Origin of the sequence: Pseudomonas sp. XK-1, assembly GCF_038069885.1 — a bacterium.
In the GTDB taxonomy this organism is placed as follows: domain Bacteria; phylum Pseudomonadota; class Gammaproteobacteria; order Pseudomonadales; family Pseudomonadaceae; genus Aquipseudomonas.
In genome coordinates, this window is sequence record NZ_JBBPES010000001.1 from 1,023,583 (window position 1) to 1,039,830 (window position 16,248).

General features: G+C 63.0%; 14 protein-coding genes. 4 read left to right on the top strand and 10 right to left on the bottom strand.

Annotated features, from left to right (window positions below; genetic code table 11):
* Positions 1-25: 25 nt before the first annotated feature.
* The gene (locus WMW70_RS04525) at positions 26-937 is read right to left on the bottom strand and encodes a haloalkane dehalogenase (protein WP_341436299.1); all 912 of its coding nucleotides are present in this window, start codon (positions 935-937) and stop codon (positions 26-28) included.
* Between the two features lie 209 nt (positions 938-1,146).
* Between WMW70_RS04525 and WMW70_RS04530 the strand changes: the two genes are divergently transcribed.
* Both WMW70_RS04530 and WMW70_RS04535 read left to right on the top strand, forming a co-directional pair.
* A complete protein-coding gene (locus tag WMW70_RS04530) occupies positions 1,147-1,572 on the top strand; it encodes a potassium channel family protein (protein WP_341436300.1) in 426 nt (141 codons plus the stop codon).
* 101 nt (positions 1,573-1,673) lie between these two features.
* A complete protein-coding gene (locus WMW70_RS04535) occupies positions 1,674-2,960 on the top strand; it encodes an ABC1 kinase family protein (protein ID WP_341436301.1) in 1,287 nt (428 codons plus the stop codon).
* Between the two features lie 37 nt (positions 2,961-2,997).
* On the opposite strand, the gene WMW70_RS04540 is transcribed toward WMW70_RS04535, so the two are convergent.
* Entirely contained in the window at positions 2,998-3,804 is an 807-nt protein-coding gene (locus WMW70_RS04540) for a substrate-binding periplasmic protein (RefSeq protein WP_341436302.1), read from the bottom strand.
* A 231-nt stretch (positions 3,805-4,035) separates the two neighbouring features.
* Between WMW70_RS04540 and WMW70_RS04545 the strand changes: the two genes are divergently transcribed.
* Both WMW70_RS04545 and WMW70_RS04550 read left to right on the top strand, forming a co-directional pair.
* Complete coding sequence (locus WMW70_RS04545; RefSeq protein ID WP_341436303.1) at positions 4,036-5,346, top strand: choice-of-anchor I domain-containing protein; 1,311 nt, start codon at positions 4,036-4,038, stop codon at positions 5,344-5,346.
* 183 nt (positions 5,347-5,529) lie between these two features.
* Complete coding sequence (locus tag WMW70_RS04550) at positions 5,530-6,768, top strand: SLC13 family permease (protein ID WP_341436304.1); 1,239 nt, start codon at positions 5,530-5,532, stop codon at positions 6,766-6,768.
* A 61-nt stretch (positions 6,769-6,829) separates the two neighbouring features.
* Here WMW70_RS04550 and rlmF read toward each other — a convergent pair whose 3' ends face one another.
* From rlmF to WMW70_RS04590, 8 genes are all read right to left on the bottom strand, one after another.
* Positions 6,830-7,858: a 23S rRNA (adenine(1618)-N(6))-methyltransferase RlmF gene (gene rlmF / locus WMW70_RS04555; protein WP_341436305.1), complete on the bottom strand. Its 1,029-nt coding sequence runs from the start codon at positions 7,856-7,858 to the stop codon at positions 6,830-6,832.
* 63 nt (positions 7,859-7,921) lie between these two features.
* Entirely contained in the window at positions 7,922-8,482 is a 561-nt protein-coding gene (locus tag WMW70_RS04560; RefSeq protein ID WP_341436306.1) for a VTT domain-containing protein, read from the bottom strand.
* Between the two features lie 4 nt (positions 8,483-8,486).
* Entirely contained in the window at positions 8,487-8,783 is a 297-nt protein-coding gene (locus WMW70_RS04565) for a winged helix-turn-helix domain-containing protein (RefSeq protein ID WP_341436307.1), read from the bottom strand.
* Between the two features lie 57 nt (positions 8,784-8,840).
* The gene (gene nhaD, locus WMW70_RS04570; RefSeq protein WP_341436308.1) at positions 8,841-10,214 is read right to left on the bottom strand and encodes a sodium:proton antiporter NhaD; all 1,374 of its coding nucleotides are present in this window, start codon (positions 10,212-10,214) and stop codon (positions 8,841-8,843) included.
* Positions 10,215-10,468: 254 nt separating this feature from the next.
* Entirely contained in the window at positions 10,469-13,300 is a 2,832-nt protein-coding gene (locus WMW70_RS04575; RefSeq protein ID WP_341436309.1) for a valine--tRNA ligase, read from the bottom strand.
* Positions 13,301-13,464: 164 nt separating this feature from the next.
* Positions 13,465-13,890, bottom strand: a complete 426-nt coding sequence (locus tag WMW70_RS04580) for a DNA polymerase III subunit chi (RefSeq protein WP_341436310.1) — start codon at positions 13,888-13,890, stop codon at positions 13,465-13,467.
* A gap of 187 nt (positions 13,891-14,077) precedes the next feature.
* Positions 14,078-14,497 carry a DNA polymerase III subunit chi gene (locus WMW70_RS04585; RefSeq protein ID WP_341436311.1) on the bottom strand — a complete coding sequence of 140 codons (420 nt, stop codon included), beginning with the start codon at positions 14,495-14,497 and terminating at the stop codon, positions 14,078-14,080.
* Between the two features lie 242 nt (positions 14,498-14,739).
* Positions 14,740-16,230, bottom strand: coding sequence for a leucyl aminopeptidase (locus WMW70_RS04590; protein WP_341436312.1), 1,491 nt, complete (start codon positions 16,228-16,230; stop codon positions 14,740-14,742).
* Between the last annotated feature and the right edge of the window lie 18 nt (positions 16,231-16,248).

Here is a 16,248-nt window from a genome sequence, read left to right on the forward strand (position 1 = left end):
GGCGCGCCTGGCCGCAGTCGGCCTGCTACAGCGGCGTCGCGGCGATGAACTTCACCACCACCTCGGCAAGCCGTTCGCCCTGGTCTTCCTGGAGAAAATGCCCGGCATTGACGATAGTGGTGTGGGCCTGGCCGCGGGTGCCGGGGATCAGCTTGTGCATCAGTTTGTCGCCGCCGGCGGTGATCGGGTCCGAGTCGCTGAAGGCGGTCAGGAAGGGTTTTTGCCACTGGCTGAGCACCTGCCAGGCGGCACGGTTGTTCTCGCTGGCGGGGTCGTTCGGGGTGATCGGCACTAGCAGTGGGAACTGGCGCGCACCTTCCTTGTAGCGTTCGTCAGGATAGGGCGCATCGTAGGCGTCGATCACGGCCTGGGGCAGGGGTGTGACGGTGCCGCCCTTGATCACCCCGCCGGAGGGGAATACCGGCACCTCCTGGGAGAACTGCTGCCACTTGAGGAACGCTGCGCCGGGGTGGTGATCGCCGGTCGGCAGCATGGTGTTGGCCGCCACCACCCGGGCGAAACGCCCGGGGTTTTCCGCCACCAGGCGCAGGCCGATCAAGCCGCCCCAGTCCTGGCAGACCAGGGTAAGACGCTCGAGCCGCAACTGGTCGAGCAGCCCCTGCATCCAGTCGACGTGGCGTTGATAGCTGTAGTCCTCGCGGCGGGTCGGCTTGTCGGAACGGCCGAAACCGACCAGGTCGGGGGCAATGATCCGGTGTCCGGCGGCGACCAGGATAGGGATCATCGTACGGTACAGGTAACTCCAGGACGGCTCGCCATGCATCAGGAGTACGGGATCGGCCTCGGCGGGGCCTTCATCGAGGTAGTGCACGCGCAACTGGCCACCTTCGCCGTCATCCACCAGCAGGTAATGGGGCGCGAAATCATAGCCAGGCAGGTCGCGGAAACGGCTATCGGGGGTTCGCAAAAACTCCATGGTTCGTTCCTCTTGGGGGCAGTAGGCGAGAGTTGCTCCACACCCGCTAAGCTTGCTCTTGGCGGGCGCTATCAGACAGCGAATCAGCCAGGCTGATTTAGCTGCATAACTTGGACGCGAGTCCGTGCAAGATGCTTGAGTAGGCCGCAGGCTATGTGAGCGTGGGCTGCCAATAGACCCTAGTACAACCATTCAACCCAGGATCGCCAATGATCGCCGTATTTCTAGCTAACACTCTGATCGTGGTCATCGCGGTCATCTTCCATTACGAGTTCCTCTATCGGCTGACGTTGCTGCTACCGCGTATTCAGGTGCGCCATCGCTTCCGCATCGTGCTGGGGGTCGGTGGCGCTCTGCTGGCCCATGTGGTCGAGGTGTGGATATTCGCCATCGCCTACTACCTGATGCACCGCGCCGATGGCTGGGGTTACCTAGAGGGCAACTTCGACGGCAGCTTGATGGACGCCGTGTATCTTTCCTTCACGATCTTCACCACCCTCGGCTTCGGCGATATCCAGCCGCACGGTGATCTGCGTTTTCTCACCGGTATCGAATCACTCACCGGGCTGGTGCTGATTACCTGGAGCGCCTCATTTCTCTTCGTGGAAATGCAGCGGTTCTGGAATGCCCGATAGCGCGGGGCGTTGCTGCTCTGTCATCGGCGCTAACAGGATTGCCCGTTGGTAACCGCCCCATACTGGCGCATGATCACTGTGGGTTCTGACGAGCATCGCCAATGGCCAAGCCTCCGGTTACTCCCCCTGTAGCTTCCGCGCTGGGACGCTTTCTCACCCTGGCGGGTACCGCCACACGTATCGGCGGTGGCCTGCTGGGGCAAGGCCTGCGTCCGGGGCGCAGCGGCATCGACTGGCAGCCGGTGGGCGACCTGCTTGGCGAGGTACTGGGGCAGATGAAAGGCCCGGTACTCAAGCTCGGGCAGATGGCGTCGCAGTGGCAGGACGTGCTGCCGCCGCCGGTGGCCGCAGCGCTCGGCAATTTGCAGAACCGCGTACCGGCGTTGCCCTTCGAGGCGCTGCGAGGTCATTTGCAGCAGGTCTATGGCGACGACCTGGGGCAGTTCTTCCAGCATATCGACGAGCAGCCCTTTGCCGCCGCGTCCCTGGGCCAGGTGCACCGTGCGGTGGCCCTGGATGGGCGGGCGCTGGTGCTCAAGGTGCAGTACCCCGGGATTGCCGAGATCTGCGCGGCCGACCTGCGCCAGCTGCGCCGTTTGCTGCCGCTGGGGCGCTTGTTCCGTGCGCCGGCCAAACAGCTGGAAGGTGTGTATCAGGAACTGGTGGCGGTGATCAGCGCCGAGCTCGACTACCCCGCCGAGATGCAGCGCCTGCAGCGTTTTCGTCAGCACTTCGCTGATTGGCCGGGCCTGCGCCTGCCGCAGCCCCAGGAAGACCTCTGCCGGCCCGGGGTACTGGCCCTGAGCGAGGAAGCCGGTTTGCCCTTTGCCGAGGTCAGCCAGGCCAGTGCCGAGGTGCGCGAGCGCCTGGCCCTGACCCTGGTGCGCTGGCTGAGTGCCCAGGCCTTCGAGCTGGGGCTGCTGCATGCCGACCCGCACCCCGGCAATTTTGCCTACACCGCCGCGGGTGAGTTGGTGGTGTATGACTTCGGCTGTGTGCAGACACTCTCCGCAGAACTGCTGGCCGCCTACACCCAGACCTATCAGGCCCTGCAGGCCCGCGATGGCGAGCAGCTGGAACGCGCCTTCCAGGCCCTCGGCACGCGCCAGCCGCAATCGACCACGCCCTATGGCCTGTACCGTCAGTTGCATGGGCTGCTGGGACCGTTGTTGCAGCCCGGCGCGCACTGGGATTTCGCCGCCACGTCCTTGCATGAACAGCTGCAGCGCCTGTTACCGGATGTTCTGGGCGCGCTGGGCAGCCTGCAGCCGGCACCGGCCACCTTGCTGGTCAACCGCACGCTGGAAGGGCACTACTGGAATCTCAGCCGCCTGGGCGTGGCCTTGCCATTGGCGGATCTGTTGCAGGTGCAGATGGCCGCACGCTGAGTCGCTGATGATTTTCGGCGGGTGCCGAGATCGGGCGCTAACGAATCAGGGGCGTATCGGGCTGTGCGTCAGGCACTTCCTGCTGGTAGCGGCCCTGTTGCAGGTCGTCGAAGTAGCGCTGGTAGCGCCCGCTGTCGCGATAGCGCTGCAGGCGCTTGTTGAAGCGTGCGAGCAGCGCCGGGCTGCCTTCCAGGCTTTTCGGCAGCATCAGGTAGCTGAGGTTGACCAGCAGGGGCTTGGGGTGGTGGGTGATCTTGGCCCTATCGGCGGCGTTGAAGTGGTTGCGCAGGGCGGCATAGCCCACGTTGATTTCCTGCGGATAGAGCACCACCCGCTCCCTGAGCAGCTTCTCGAAGTTCTGCATATCGCTGGAAACCCGCTCCATCTTCACCTTGTCCTCGGCGAGAAAGGCATCGAAGGCCGGGCCGTAACTGTATTCCAGGCCGCCGCCGAGGGTCATGCCGGTAAGGTCGTCAAAGCGCTGCCAGTCGAAGGGCAGGCTTTTCAGGTGAAAGAACACGAACTGCTCGTCGAGCAGCGGCGCGCTGAAGAGAAAATCCGCCTCGCGCTCGGCCTTGTGCATCCACACCGCGCTGGCGTCGAAACGCCCCGCCGCGGCGGACGCATAGGCGCGGGGCCAGGGCAGAAACTGGAACCTGACGCGATAACCCTCATCGGCGAACAGGTCGCTGATCAGGTGGGCGATCACGCCGTTATGTTTCAGCTCGCTGGACAAATAGGGCGGCCAGTCGCCGACGCTGATATTCAGCACACGCTGTTCATGGGCCTGGGCCGCCAGGCTCGGCAGCAGGCACAGTGCGACGAACAGATTCTTCCACTTCATTAAAACCCCTTGGTTGCAACCGGGATTACGGCGATGCGCCTGGTAATGGCGCAGTATTACCACCTCGGTGGCAAGGATGAAATGCCATCAATGCTTCATCAAAGCGTCATCCTGCGGGTAAAGACTGCTGCGGATCTGTTCAATCCCCATGTCTTTGCCTTAAGGATAGTTGCTGTGCTGCGAATCCCTACGTTTTGTGCGCTTTTCGCCCTGGCTCCGTTGGTCACGGCAATGGAACTGAAACCTCTGGCTTTGTACCAGAGTGGCTTTACCGCCGGCACCGAAATTGTCAGTGTGCAGGCCTCGAGCATGCGTGTGATTGTGTCCAACAGCGCCGAAGGCCTGGTGGATATTCTGCAACTCGACCCGGCCAAGGGTCTCAACCGCATGGCTCGCCACAGCCTGGTGGCGGCAGATGCGGGGGAAATCACCTCGGCGATTTTCCATCCCAGCGAAGACCTGTTTGCCGTGTGCATCCGCAACAGCGATGGCCTGAAAAACGGCCGGGTCGAGTTCCGTGCGGCGGCCGATGGCAAGCTGCTCAATACCGTGGAGATTGGCATCTGGCCGGACAGCCTGGCATTTTCGCCCAAGGGTGATTTTGTCGTGGTGGCCAACGAAGGCGAAGGCTATGTGCGTGACGGCGAGGGCTTTCACAGTGGCGAGGGCTCGATCAGCCTGATCGACCTGCGCGGCGGTGTGGCGGCGGCCAAGCACAGCCTGATCACCCTGCCGGACCTGGCCGGCGTCGAGGGCGCGACCCAGGCTGAGCACAAGCGTCTGGTGGAACGGGTGATCGACGGTGAAGAGTTGAAAGTGCCGTTCGGCACCAGCCCTGAACATATCGAGCCGGAGTACGTGATCTTCAGCCCGGACGGTGCGCGGGCCTACGTCAGCCTGCAGGAAAACAACGCGATTGCCGTGGTCGATATCCTGCAAGGCAAACTGGACAAGGTGTTTGGCCTCGGCACGGTGCGCCATGCTGCGGATATCATCGATGACGGCAAGTATGAGCCGAGTGGTGAACTGTTCGCCCTGCGCGAGCCGGATGCCCTGGCAGTGAGCGCCGATGGCCGTTATCTGATCAGCGCCGATGAGGGCGATACCGACCCGAAAATCGCCAAGACCAAGGCCGGCCTGCCCAGCGGTGGTGGACGTACGGTCAGCGTGTTCGACGCCATCAGCGGCAAGCTGATCGGCGATACCGCCAGCCAGCTCGATGATATGGCCGCCGAGGCCGGCGTCTACCCGGATGCGCGCAGCCCTAACAAAGGCAGCGAGCCGGAAGGCGTGGTGAGTTTCGATGCCTTCGGCAAGCGCCTGGTGGTTGCCACCCTGGAACGCGCCGATGCCCTGGCTCTGATCGATCTGGATCAGCCTGCGCAGCCCAAGGTGCTGCAGGTTATAGGTGCCGGCGAAGGCGCAGGTTCCGGCGAGCTGGCCCCGGAAGGTCTGGTCCATGTCGAACACAACGGTCGGCATTTCCTGGTAACCGCCCTGGAGAAGAGCGGCAACGTCGCGCTGTTCGAACTGCTCAAGTAAGACGCAGCAGCCTGACCCTGTAGGGTGCGCTGTGCGCACCAAGAGTGACTGAATGCTCTGGTGCGTATGGCACACCCTGCCTATCAAATGGCGGTAGATTTTCCAGGCCGCCAGTTCCCTGCCAGCGCTGGCCCCATTAGAGTGCTGCAGCGCAACCCTGCGCATGCAATGGGATGGCTGGGCATGACCTTCTGGGTCGTTTCAATTCTGTTTGTATTGACCTACCTGGGCATGGCCGCAGGGGGCATCCGTGGCCTGCGCATCGATCGCAGCTGGATAGCCGGCTGCGCCGCGGTTCTGTTGCTGTTTACCGGTGTACAGTCGCCCAGGGAGGCGGCCGACCATCTGGATGCCGGCGCGCTGTTGCTGCTATTGGCGCTGATGCTGATCAGCGCGCAGTTCGATTTCTCTGGCGTCTATGCCTGGCTTAACCAGCGCCTCGCTCACTATGCCGCGCAGCCGGCGTTACTGCTGTTGGGTGTGGTGCTGCTGGGCGGCGTGCTGTCGGCGTTGCTGGTCAATGACATCGTCGCCTTTGCCCTGACTCCGCTGCTGTGCCATAGCCTGCTGGCGCGCGGCCTGGATCCGCGGCCCTTTCTGTTGGCGTTGGCGCTGTCGTGCAATGCCGGCTCCAGCGCCAGCCTGATCGGCAACCCGCAGAACATCCTGATCGGCCAGGCCGGCGGCCTGGATTTCTGGTCCTACAGCTGGATCGCCGCCCCGCCGGCGCTGGCTGCGTTGACCATCACCTATGGGGTGATCTGGCTGCAATGGCGTAAACGCTGGGGCACGGCCAAACCTGTGGCGCAGGAAGAAACCCCGGTGGAGCGAATCTACGGCACCCACAGCTACCTCAAGCCGCTGCTCGCCAGTCTGGTGCTGCTCGGGTTGTTTTCCACCAATCTGCCGCGGGAGATATCCGCGCTGCTGATTGCCGCCCTGGTGATGATTTCGCGGCGGGTGGATAGCCGCGACTATGTGCACAAGGTCGATTGGAACCTGTTGCTGCTGTTCGCCGGGCTGTTTGTGGTCACCGGCGCGGCGCTCAGTCTGCCGCAGGTCGCGGGCATGGCCAGCAACCTGGCCGGGCTGGGCTTGTTACCCGAGGGGGTGATTTCCCTGGCCAGTGCATCGCTGCTGGCCAGCAACCTGATCGGCAATGTGCCCTTCGTGATACTGCTGCTGGGCGTGCAACCCGAGGCGTCCGAGTCGATGCGGGTGGGCCTGGCGATCATGTCGACCCTGGCCGGCAACCTGCTGCTGATCGGCAGCGTGGTCAACCTGATCGTCGCCGAAAGTGCGCGGCGTCAGGGCGTGCCGCTGAGCTTTGTCGACTTTGCCCGCAGCGGCGTGCCGGTGACCTTGCTCAGCATGGGGGTGGCCGGGTTGTGGCTGGTGCTGGGCGGCTGGTTGCCCTGGTAGCACGCGTTGGCCTCGGGCGGCATGGGTATCGCTGCGCTCAACCTACGCGGTCCGACCCATCCTACGACCAGCGCGCTTTTCGCCAGGCCTGCTGCTGTTCCGGCGTCTGGAAGGTCCAGGCAACAAAGCGGCTCTGCTTCTGGCCTTGGGCCATTTCCACGGTCTGTACCTGCAGCGCGCCGGCCTTTTTCAGGGCGCTGTAAACACCTGGCAGGTTGCCGGCCTTGGAAATCAGGCTGCTAAACCACAGCACCTGCTGGCCGACCTCGACACTTTCCTCGATCAAGCGGCTGACAAAGGCCGCCTCACCGCCCTTGCACCACAGCTCCGCCGCCTGACCGCCGAAGTTCAGTACCGGCAGTTTGCGTTTGGGGTCGAGCTTGCCCAGGTTGCGCCATTTGCGTTTGCTGCCGCTGCTGGCCTCTTCCGCGCTGGCATGGAAGGGCGGGTTGCACAGGCTCAGGTCGAAGCGCTCATCGCGTTGCAGCAGCCCCTGGAAGATATGCGTGCTGTCGCTCTGCTGGCGCAGCTCGATGGCGTCGTTCAAGCCCGGGTTGGCCTGCACGATGGTTTTGGCCGAGGCGATGGCGCTGGCGGCGATGTCCGAGCCGAGAAACTGCCAGGCATATTCGCGGTTGCCCAGCAGCGGGTAGATGCAGTTGGCCCCCACGCCAATATCCAGCGCCCGTACCCTGGCCCCGCGCGGTATCTCGCCGCCATTGCTGCGGGCCAGCAGGTCGGCCAGGTAATGCAGGTAATCGGCGCGGCCGGGGATCGGCGGGCACAGATAATCCGCCGGAATATCCCAATGCGCGATGCCATAGAACTGCTTGAGCAGCGCCCGATTGAACACCTTGACCGCCGCCGGGTTGGCGAAGTCGATGCTCTCATTGCCATAGGGATTGATGATCACAAAGGCCGCCAGCTCCGGACTGGCCTTGATCAGCGCGGGAAAGTCATAGCGCCCCTGATGGCGGTTGCGCGGGTGTAACTGGCCCTTGGTGGCATCGGGCGTACCGGTGCCGGGCTTGCTTGCGGCCGGGCGCGGCGCTACGGGTTTACGGCTGGGGCGTTTCGGCGGCAGGGACATGGCAGGGGGATCTAAGGCTTGGGGGGCGGGATTTTCCCACAGCTGGGCGCGGGTTGCGCGTCGCTAGACAATATTCAGCCACATCACCAGGTAATCGAAGAACAGGCAGTAAAGCGCGATCGGCAGCGGCAGGCCGAGCAGGGTGCCGAGCAGGTAGGTACGAAAGGGCACGCCGGACAGCGCCAGGGCGTAGTTCAGCGCCGGCACGGTCTGAAACATCATGCGCAGGGCGATGATGCTGGTCAGGGGATGACGATCCAGGCCAGCGAGCAGGCGTTGCGCCAGGCGATTGTCCAGCCCGCGCAAGGCGTCGCCTCCCAGGTAGCGGATGGTGACGTAAGTGAACACGCAGGAAACGCTGGCCGCGAAGAAGGTGGCGATACCGCCGTAGACCCGCCCCAGTGCCAGTACCGCGGCGGCTAGGAAGACCCAGCCGGGAATCTGAATCAGGTTGCCCAGGGCGAACAGCAGGGTAAACGCCAGCAGGCCAACCAGCGGGTGCATCAAAAGCATGGCTTGCAGGGTGTGCAGATTGAAGTGCGCTCGCAGCCCCAGGGCCTCGAACAATGCGAATAGGCCGAGCAGAAACAGGATGACCAGTAACAGGCGGCGGGAGCTGCGCATGTGGTTAGGGATAATCCAGCACGCGCTTGATCTGCGCCAGATTGGCGCTAATCCACTGTGGGTTGATCGGCCCCCAGCTACGAACGACGTAGTGCCCGGCGTTATTGCGCTCGCCGCTTTCCTGTTGGAAGACACAGTCGATATCCAGTTCGGCCAGGGCGCTCAGGGTGTCCTGGGCGGTGCGCCGCGGCATGCCGGTGGCCGCCATCAGTGCGGGCACGCTGCAGGCGCTGCCGCTGTCGATCAGCCAGGCCACATAGAGCCTGCGGTAGAAGCTGGTTCTGGTTTTGCTTACATCCATAGGGCGTTGCGCTCCTGGAGGCTATGACGGGTGCTGCGGCGCAGCACCCGTCTTCACTCAGATGGCGAAGATCGCGATATAGCTCAGCGCGCCGGCGATATAGCCGGCGAAGGCCAGGCCGCTGATGTATTTCACGTACCAGATAAAGTTGATCTTCTCCATGCCCATGGCTGCCACACCGGCTGCTGAACCGATGATCAGGCAGCTGCCGCCGGTACCGGCGCAGTAGGCGAGCATTTCCCAGAAGTTGCCATTGACCACAAAGTTGCTCAACCACGGCAGCTCGCTGGCAGCGCTGCTGGCCAGGACTTCCGGGCTGACCAGGGGGTACATCTTCATGGCACCTGCCACCATCGGCACGTTATCCACCACGGCGGAGAGCAGGCCGATGGAGATGGCGATGGTGTAGATATTGCCCAGGCTGTCTTTCAGGTAGGTGGCGACATCGATCAGGTGGCCAGCGGTGGACAGGCTGGAAACTGCCAGCAGGATGCCGAGGAAGAACAGCACGCTGGTGATGTCGATGCGGCGCAGTACGCCGACCACCGAGAGCGGGTCCTTGTCTTCGCTGTTCTTGCTGCGGTGGATGATTTCGGTGGTGACCCAGAGGATGCTCAGGCCGAACAGGATGCCCATATAGGGCGGCAGGTGGGTGATGGTCTTGAACACCGGGACGAAGATCAGCGCGCCCAGGCCCATGACGAATACCAGATTGCGTTCGAATGGGGTGGTCGGGTCGCGGCGGCTCTCGCGGCTTTCCTTGAGCTTGGGCGGCGTGATATCGCCCTTGAGTACGAAGCTCATGATGGTCAGCGGTACCAGTAGGCAGATCAGGCTTGGAATAAACAGCTTTACCACAATACCGCTGGCGGTGACCTGGTTGCCGATCCACAGCATGGTCGTGGTGACGTCACCAATCGGCGACCAGGCACCCCCGGCGTTGGCGGCGATAACCACGATGCCGGCGTAGAACCAGCGCTCTTTCTGATCGTCGATCAGCTTGCGCAGCAGCGAGATCATCACGATGGTGGTGGCCAGGTTATCCAGGGCGGCCGACAGGAAGAAGGTGATCAACCCCACCAGCCAAAGCAGGTGCACGCGCTTGTTGGTGCGGATGCGGTCGGTGATGACCTTGAAGCCTTCATGGGCGTCGATCAGCTCGACGATGGTCATGGCCCCCATCAGGAAGAACAGGATTTCGGAAATTTCTCCGAGGTGATGACGCAACTCGCCAACCACCAGACCGGTGTTATCGGCGGCGTGGGCACCGGCTTCGAGCATCGGCAGGATGCTGTCGGCGCTCAATACCAAAACCGTCCAGGCCAACACTGCGGTGAGCAGCGCCGAGGCGGCCTTGTCGATCTTCAGTGGATGTTCCAGTGCGATGCACAGGTAGCCAAAGACGAAAATTAACGCCATCAACGCATACATGGTGAGGGTTCCCTGGTTAGGTATTGTTATAAGTAGTGGTGTCGCAGAATTTCTCGGGGCTGAACCATGCCTCAATTTTCAAGAAATAGGCAGGGGGAATAATTCATCGATGCGACCTTAAGTCAGGTGGCTAGATAAATTAATACCTCTAAGGAGTTAGAAGTCCGCTACTAAATGTCGCATAGCGTTCCTGCGCAGGGCCGAATAATGGCCCCGCGCCTACTTGGGCGCGGGGCTGCGCAGGTGAGCGGCGGTTAAAGGTTGGCGATTTTTTCGCGTTGGTCGGCCAATTTGCCCAGAGCCTGTTCCGCCTCGGCCAGCTTGGCGCGCTCCTTGTCGAGTACCTCGGCCGGTGCCTTGGCGACGAAGCCTTCGTTGGCCAGCTTGCCGCCAACGCGCTGCACTTCACCAGAGAGGCGGGCGATCTCTTTATCCAGGCGCGCCAGTTCGGCGTCCTTGTCGATCAGCCCGGCCATCGGCACCAGCACCTGCATCTCGCCGACCAGGGCGGTGGCGGACATCGGTGCTTCTTCGCCCGCTTCCAGCACCCGTACCGACTCCAGCTTGGCCAGCTTGTTCAGCAGTGGCGCATTGTCGGCCAGACGGCGGCGATCTTCGTCGCTGGCGTTGGCCAGGATGATGTCGATGCGCTTGGCCATGGAGATTTTCATCTCGCCACGGATCTGGCGCAGGCCGAGCATCAGCTGCTTGACCCACTCGATATCGCCTTCGGCGGCGGCGTCGATACGGCTTTCATTGGCCACCGGCCAGGCCTGCAGCATGATGGTGTCACCGCTGACGCCGGCTTGGGCCTTGATCCGCTGCCAGATTTCTTCGGTGATAAACGGCATGAACGGGTGGGCCAGACGCAGCGCCACTTCCAGCACGCGCACCAGGGTGCGGCGGGTGCCGCGCTGGCGTTCGATCGGTGCGTTCTCGTCCCACAGCACTGGCTTGACCAGCTCCAGGTACCAGGCGCAGTACTCGTCCCAGATGAACTCGTAGAGCGCTTGCGCGGCCAGGTCAAAGCGGAAGGCGTCGAGCTGGCGGGTGACTTCGGCTTCGGTGCGCTGCAGGGCGGAGATGATCCAGCGGTCCACCGAGGACAGCTCGACCGGCTCGCCATTCACACCGGTGTCCTGGCCATCGGTGTTCTCGATGACGAAGTTGGCGGCGTTCCAGATCTTGTTGCAGAAGTTGCGGTAACCCTCGACCCGGCCCATGTCGAACTTGATGTCGCGACCGGTGGAGGCCAGCGCCAGGTTGGTGAAACGCAGGGCGTCGGTGCCGTAGGCGGCGATGCCCTCGGGGAACTCGGCACGGGTCTGCTTGGCGATCTTCTCGGCCAGCTTGGGCTGCATCATGCCGCTGGTGCGTTTCTCCAGCAGCTCGTCGAGGGTGATGCCGTCGACGATATCCAGCGGGTCGAGCACGTTGCCCTTGGACTTGGACATCTTCTGGCCCTGGCCGTCGCGCACCAGGCCATGCACGTACACGGTCTTGAACGGGATCTGCCCGGTCAGGTGGGTGGACAGCATGATCATCCGCGCGACCCAGAAGAAGATGATGTCGAAGCCGGTGACCAGCACGTCGGTCGGGTGGAAGGTCTTGAGGGCTTCGGTCTGTTGCGGCCAGCCGAGGGTGGAGAAGGTCCACAGACCGGAGCTGAACCAGGTGTCCAGTACGTCTTCGTCCTGGCGCAGGTTGGCGTCGCCGAGGTTGTGGGTAGCGCGTACTTCCGCCTCGTCGCGGCCGACATAGACGTTGCCGGCATCGTCGTACCAGGCCGGAATACGGTGGCCCCACCACAGCTGACGGCTGATGCACCAGTCCTGGATATCGCGCATCCAGCTGAAGTACATGTTTTCGTACTGCTTGGGCACGAACTGGATTTCACCGCTCTCGACCACGGCGATGGCTTTTTCGGCCAGCGGCTTGGTGCTGACGTACCACTGGTCGGTGAGCCACGGCTCGATGATGGTGCCGGAGCGGTCGCCTTTCGGCACTTTCAGGGCGTGGGCGTCGATGCTTTCCAAGAGGCCTGCGGCTTCAAAGGCCGCAACGATCTGCTTGCGCGCCTCGAAACGATCGAGGCCGGCGTATTCGGCCGGCAGGCTTCCGTCGATCTCGCTGTTGACGCTGCCATCGACATTGAACACCTGGGCGCGGGCCAGCACCGCGGCATCGGCATTGAAAATGTTGATCAGCGGCAGATTGTGGCGCTTGCCGACTTCGTAGTCGTTGAAGTCGTGGGCCGGGGTGATTTTCACACAGCCGGTGCCGAATTCGGGGTCGCAGTAGTCGTCTGCGATGATCGGAATGCGTCGGCCTACCAGGGGCAGTTCGACGAAGGTGCCGATCAGCGCCTGGTAGCGTTCGTCACTCGGGTTAACCGCGACGGCGCTGTCGCCGAGCATGGTTTCCGGGCGGGTGGTGGCGACGATCAGGTAGTTTTTGCCGTCGGCGGTGGTGTTGCCGTCGGCCAGTGGATAGCGCAGGTTCCACAGGCTGCCCTTCTCGTCGTGGTTTTCCACTTCAAGGTCGGAGATGGCGGTGTGGAACTTGGTGTCCCAGTTGACCAGGCGCTTGCCGCGGTAGATCAGTCCGTCCTGGTGCAGGCGCACGAAGGCTTCCTTGACCGCTTCGGACAGGCCTTCGTCCATGGTGAAGCGCTCGCGCGACCAGTCCACCGAGCTGCCCAGGCGACGGATCTGCCGGGTGATGGTGCCGCCGGACTGTTCCTTCCATTCCCAGACTTTTTCCAGGAATTTCTCGCGGCCCAGGTCGTGACGGCCGATGCCGTCGGCGGCCAGCTGACGCTCGACCACCATCTGGGTGGCGATGCCCGCATGGTCGGTGCCGGGTTGCCACAGGGTGTTGCGGCCCTGCATGCGGCGCAAACGAATCAGGCAGTCCATGATCGAGTTGTTGAAGCCGTGACCCATGTGCAGGCTGCCGGTGACGTTCGGCGGCGGGATCATGATGGTGTAGGGCTCGCCTGCACCTTGCGGGGCGAAATAGTTATTCGCCTCCCAGTTCTGGTACAGGGCGGTTTCAATGGCGTGCGGCTGGTAGGTCTTGTCCATGCGCGGCGGGACCCTTATGACGGCTAGACGGAAAAGCCGACAAGTATAGCGGGGATGGCCTGTGTGACGTAAGGGCGCGCGTGGAGGGGCTGACTGGTGGGCGTGAGGCTATATGGGCCACTCGTAGCCCGGATGCGATCCGGGGCAGCGGGCGCTACGGACGGCTATTTGCGCGATGGCAGCAGTCGGCTCAGGCGCGCCTGCAGGCGGCGTTTGAGTTCGGCCTCGATCTGCGGCACGAAGTCGTCGATCACATCCTGCAGGATCAGCTCGGCGGCGGCGCGCAGTTCGCTGTCCAGGCGGTTCATTTCGCTGTCGCGGCTGATGCTTTGCGCAACCGTGTCGCGCAGGCTGGGTGCAGGTGCAGGTGCAGGTGCAGGTGCAGGTGCAGGTGCAGTGCTGGGCGGCGCGGGACGGGGCACCGGCAGGGGCGGCGGGGTAACGATCTCCGAGAGCAGGGGGATGCTGTCCGGGTCTATCGACTCGATCAGCAGCGGCGGCTCAAGGCTTTCGTCGCCCAGCAGTTGGCGGATCGACTCCAGGTCGTTCAGCAGCTGAGCAGGTTTTTGCGGCGGTTTGGGGTTGTCCATGGTGTGCAACTTGGAGGCGGTTGAAAAACGTAGGCGAGGCAGGCAAGACAAGGCGCTACGGGCTGTAAATGAACATGACTCGTTTCACTCGCCCTCCGGGTCGCGCTAAAGCGCGTTAGCCGCAAGCGGCTTTCCGAGGCCGCTTTTAACGCAGTATTGCCAACGCAGGTAGTTTTTCAACGGCCTGCTAGAGTTCGACGCGTTTGGGATCATACCCGCGCTGGCGGTAACTGCGGAAATTCTCCCGGCAGGCGGTCAGCAGATCGGGTTCCTGGTTGACGATTTCAATCACCCGGCTAAAGCGCTCGACATGGGGCGACAGGGTGCTGCCCAGGTTGATCAGCACGCCCTGCTGGCTGGCAGGCTCGTCGTCCAGGCCAATTGTCACCGGGGCCTGCGGATTGTCCTGGTGCAGGTCGTGGGGGACAAAGCTTTCGGCCTTGAAACGCCACAACAGTTCATCCAGCTCACTGCATTGCTGCACATCGCTGCCGCGGACAAACACCGGCAGGCCGGCACGCCAGGCTTTCATCGCCAGTTGGCAGGCCGCGCGCAGGCGTTCGGCCGGGGTGGCGGTGGAGAGGACGTAAAATTCAATTCGGGGCATGGCGGCACGCTTTGGCGTTATTTGCAGGAGCGGCTTGCTGACAGGCGCGCAGCTTACCAGTCAATCGCGGTCAAGACCGCTCCTACAATGCGCCTGGGGCGTAGAACCTGTTTCGGATCTCGCGAGCTAGAGCGAGACAAGGCAAAAATGGTCGAGGAAGCGGAGTTTACGAGCTGTAAATGAGCATCCGAGGCCATTTTTAACGCCGTATCGCCGACGCGCAGCAGATCCGATGCAGGTTCTCAGGCGTTGCTGCGATCCAGCAGATACTGCGTCAGCATCGGCACCGGCCGACCGGTCGCGCCTTTTTCCTTGCCGCCGCTGATCCAGGCGGTGCCGGCGATATCCAGGTGCGCCCAGTTGTAGGCCTTGGCGAAGCGCGAGAGGAAGCAGCCAGCGGTGATGGTGCCGGCTTTCGGCCCGCCGATATTGGCGATGTCGGCGAAGGGGCTGTCGAGCTGTTCCTGGTATTCGTCATACAGCGGCAGCTGCCAGGCGCGGTCGTCGGCGGTCAGGCCGGCGGCGAGAATCTGCTGCACCAGTTCCTCGTTGTTGCCCATCAGGCCGGAGACATTGCTGCCCAGGGCAACGATGCAGGCCCCGGTGAGGGTGGCGATGTCGATCACCGCTTGCGGCTTGAAGCGCTCGGCATAGGTCAGGGTGTCGCACAGCACCAGGCGGCCTTCGGCGTCGGTGTTGAGGATTTCCACGGTCTGCCCGCTCATGGTGCTGACGATATCGCCAGGGCGAGTCGCGCCGCCGCTGGGCATGTTCTCGGCGCAGGCTAGCAGGCACACCAGGTTGATCGGCAGTTGCAGTTCGAGCACGGCCTTGAGGGTGCCGAATACGCTGGCGGCACCGCACATGTCGTACTTCATTTCATCCATGCCGGAGGAGGGCTTGATGCTGATGCCGCCGGTGTCGAAGGTGATGCCTTTACCGACCAGGGCGTAGGGTTTCTCGGTTTTCTTGCCGCCCTGGTAGTTGAGTACGATCAGCCGCGGCGGCTGGTCGCTGCCCTGGGCGACGGCGAGGAAGGCCCCCATGCCCAGTTCCTTGAGCTTCTTCTCGTCAAGGACTTCGATCTTGAGGTTCTTGTAAGCCTTGCCCAGCGCCTTGGCCTCTTCGGCCAGGTAGCTGGGGTGGCACAGGTTCGGCGGCAGGTTGCCCAGATCGCGGGTCAGGGCCATACCGGCGGCAATCGCCAGGGCCTGGCGGGTGGCGCGCTCGACATCGGCCTGGTCGGCCTTGTCGCTGAGCAGGGTGAGCTTCTTCAGGGCGCTGGCGTCGGCCTTCTGGCTCTTGAAGCGGTCGAACTGGTAGCCACCGTCGGCCAGGGTTTCCACCATCAGGCGGGCCTTGCCATAGGCATCGCGGCCTTTTACCTGGAGGTCCTGCAGGGCCAGGGTGGCGTCGCTGCCGCCGAGGGTTTTCAGCACGGCATGGGTGGCGGTGAGCAATTTGCGCAGCTGGCGGTCAGACAATTCGCTGTCCTTGCCGCTGCCGACCAGTAAAATCCGCTCGGCCTTGAGCCCCGCCAGGTTATGGGCCAACAGGGTCTGGCCGAGTTTGCCGGCCAGGTCGCCGCGCTTGAGCAGGGCGCTGATGGCTCCGGCGCTGGCCGCGTCGACGGCTTTGCCGATTTCGCCGAGCGTGCGACCTTCACCAACAGGGATAACCAGGGTGGCGGTTTTTAGTGTTTCTGGGCGAACGCTTTTAACAATAAATTCCATTACGTGGTGTCCCCAAGA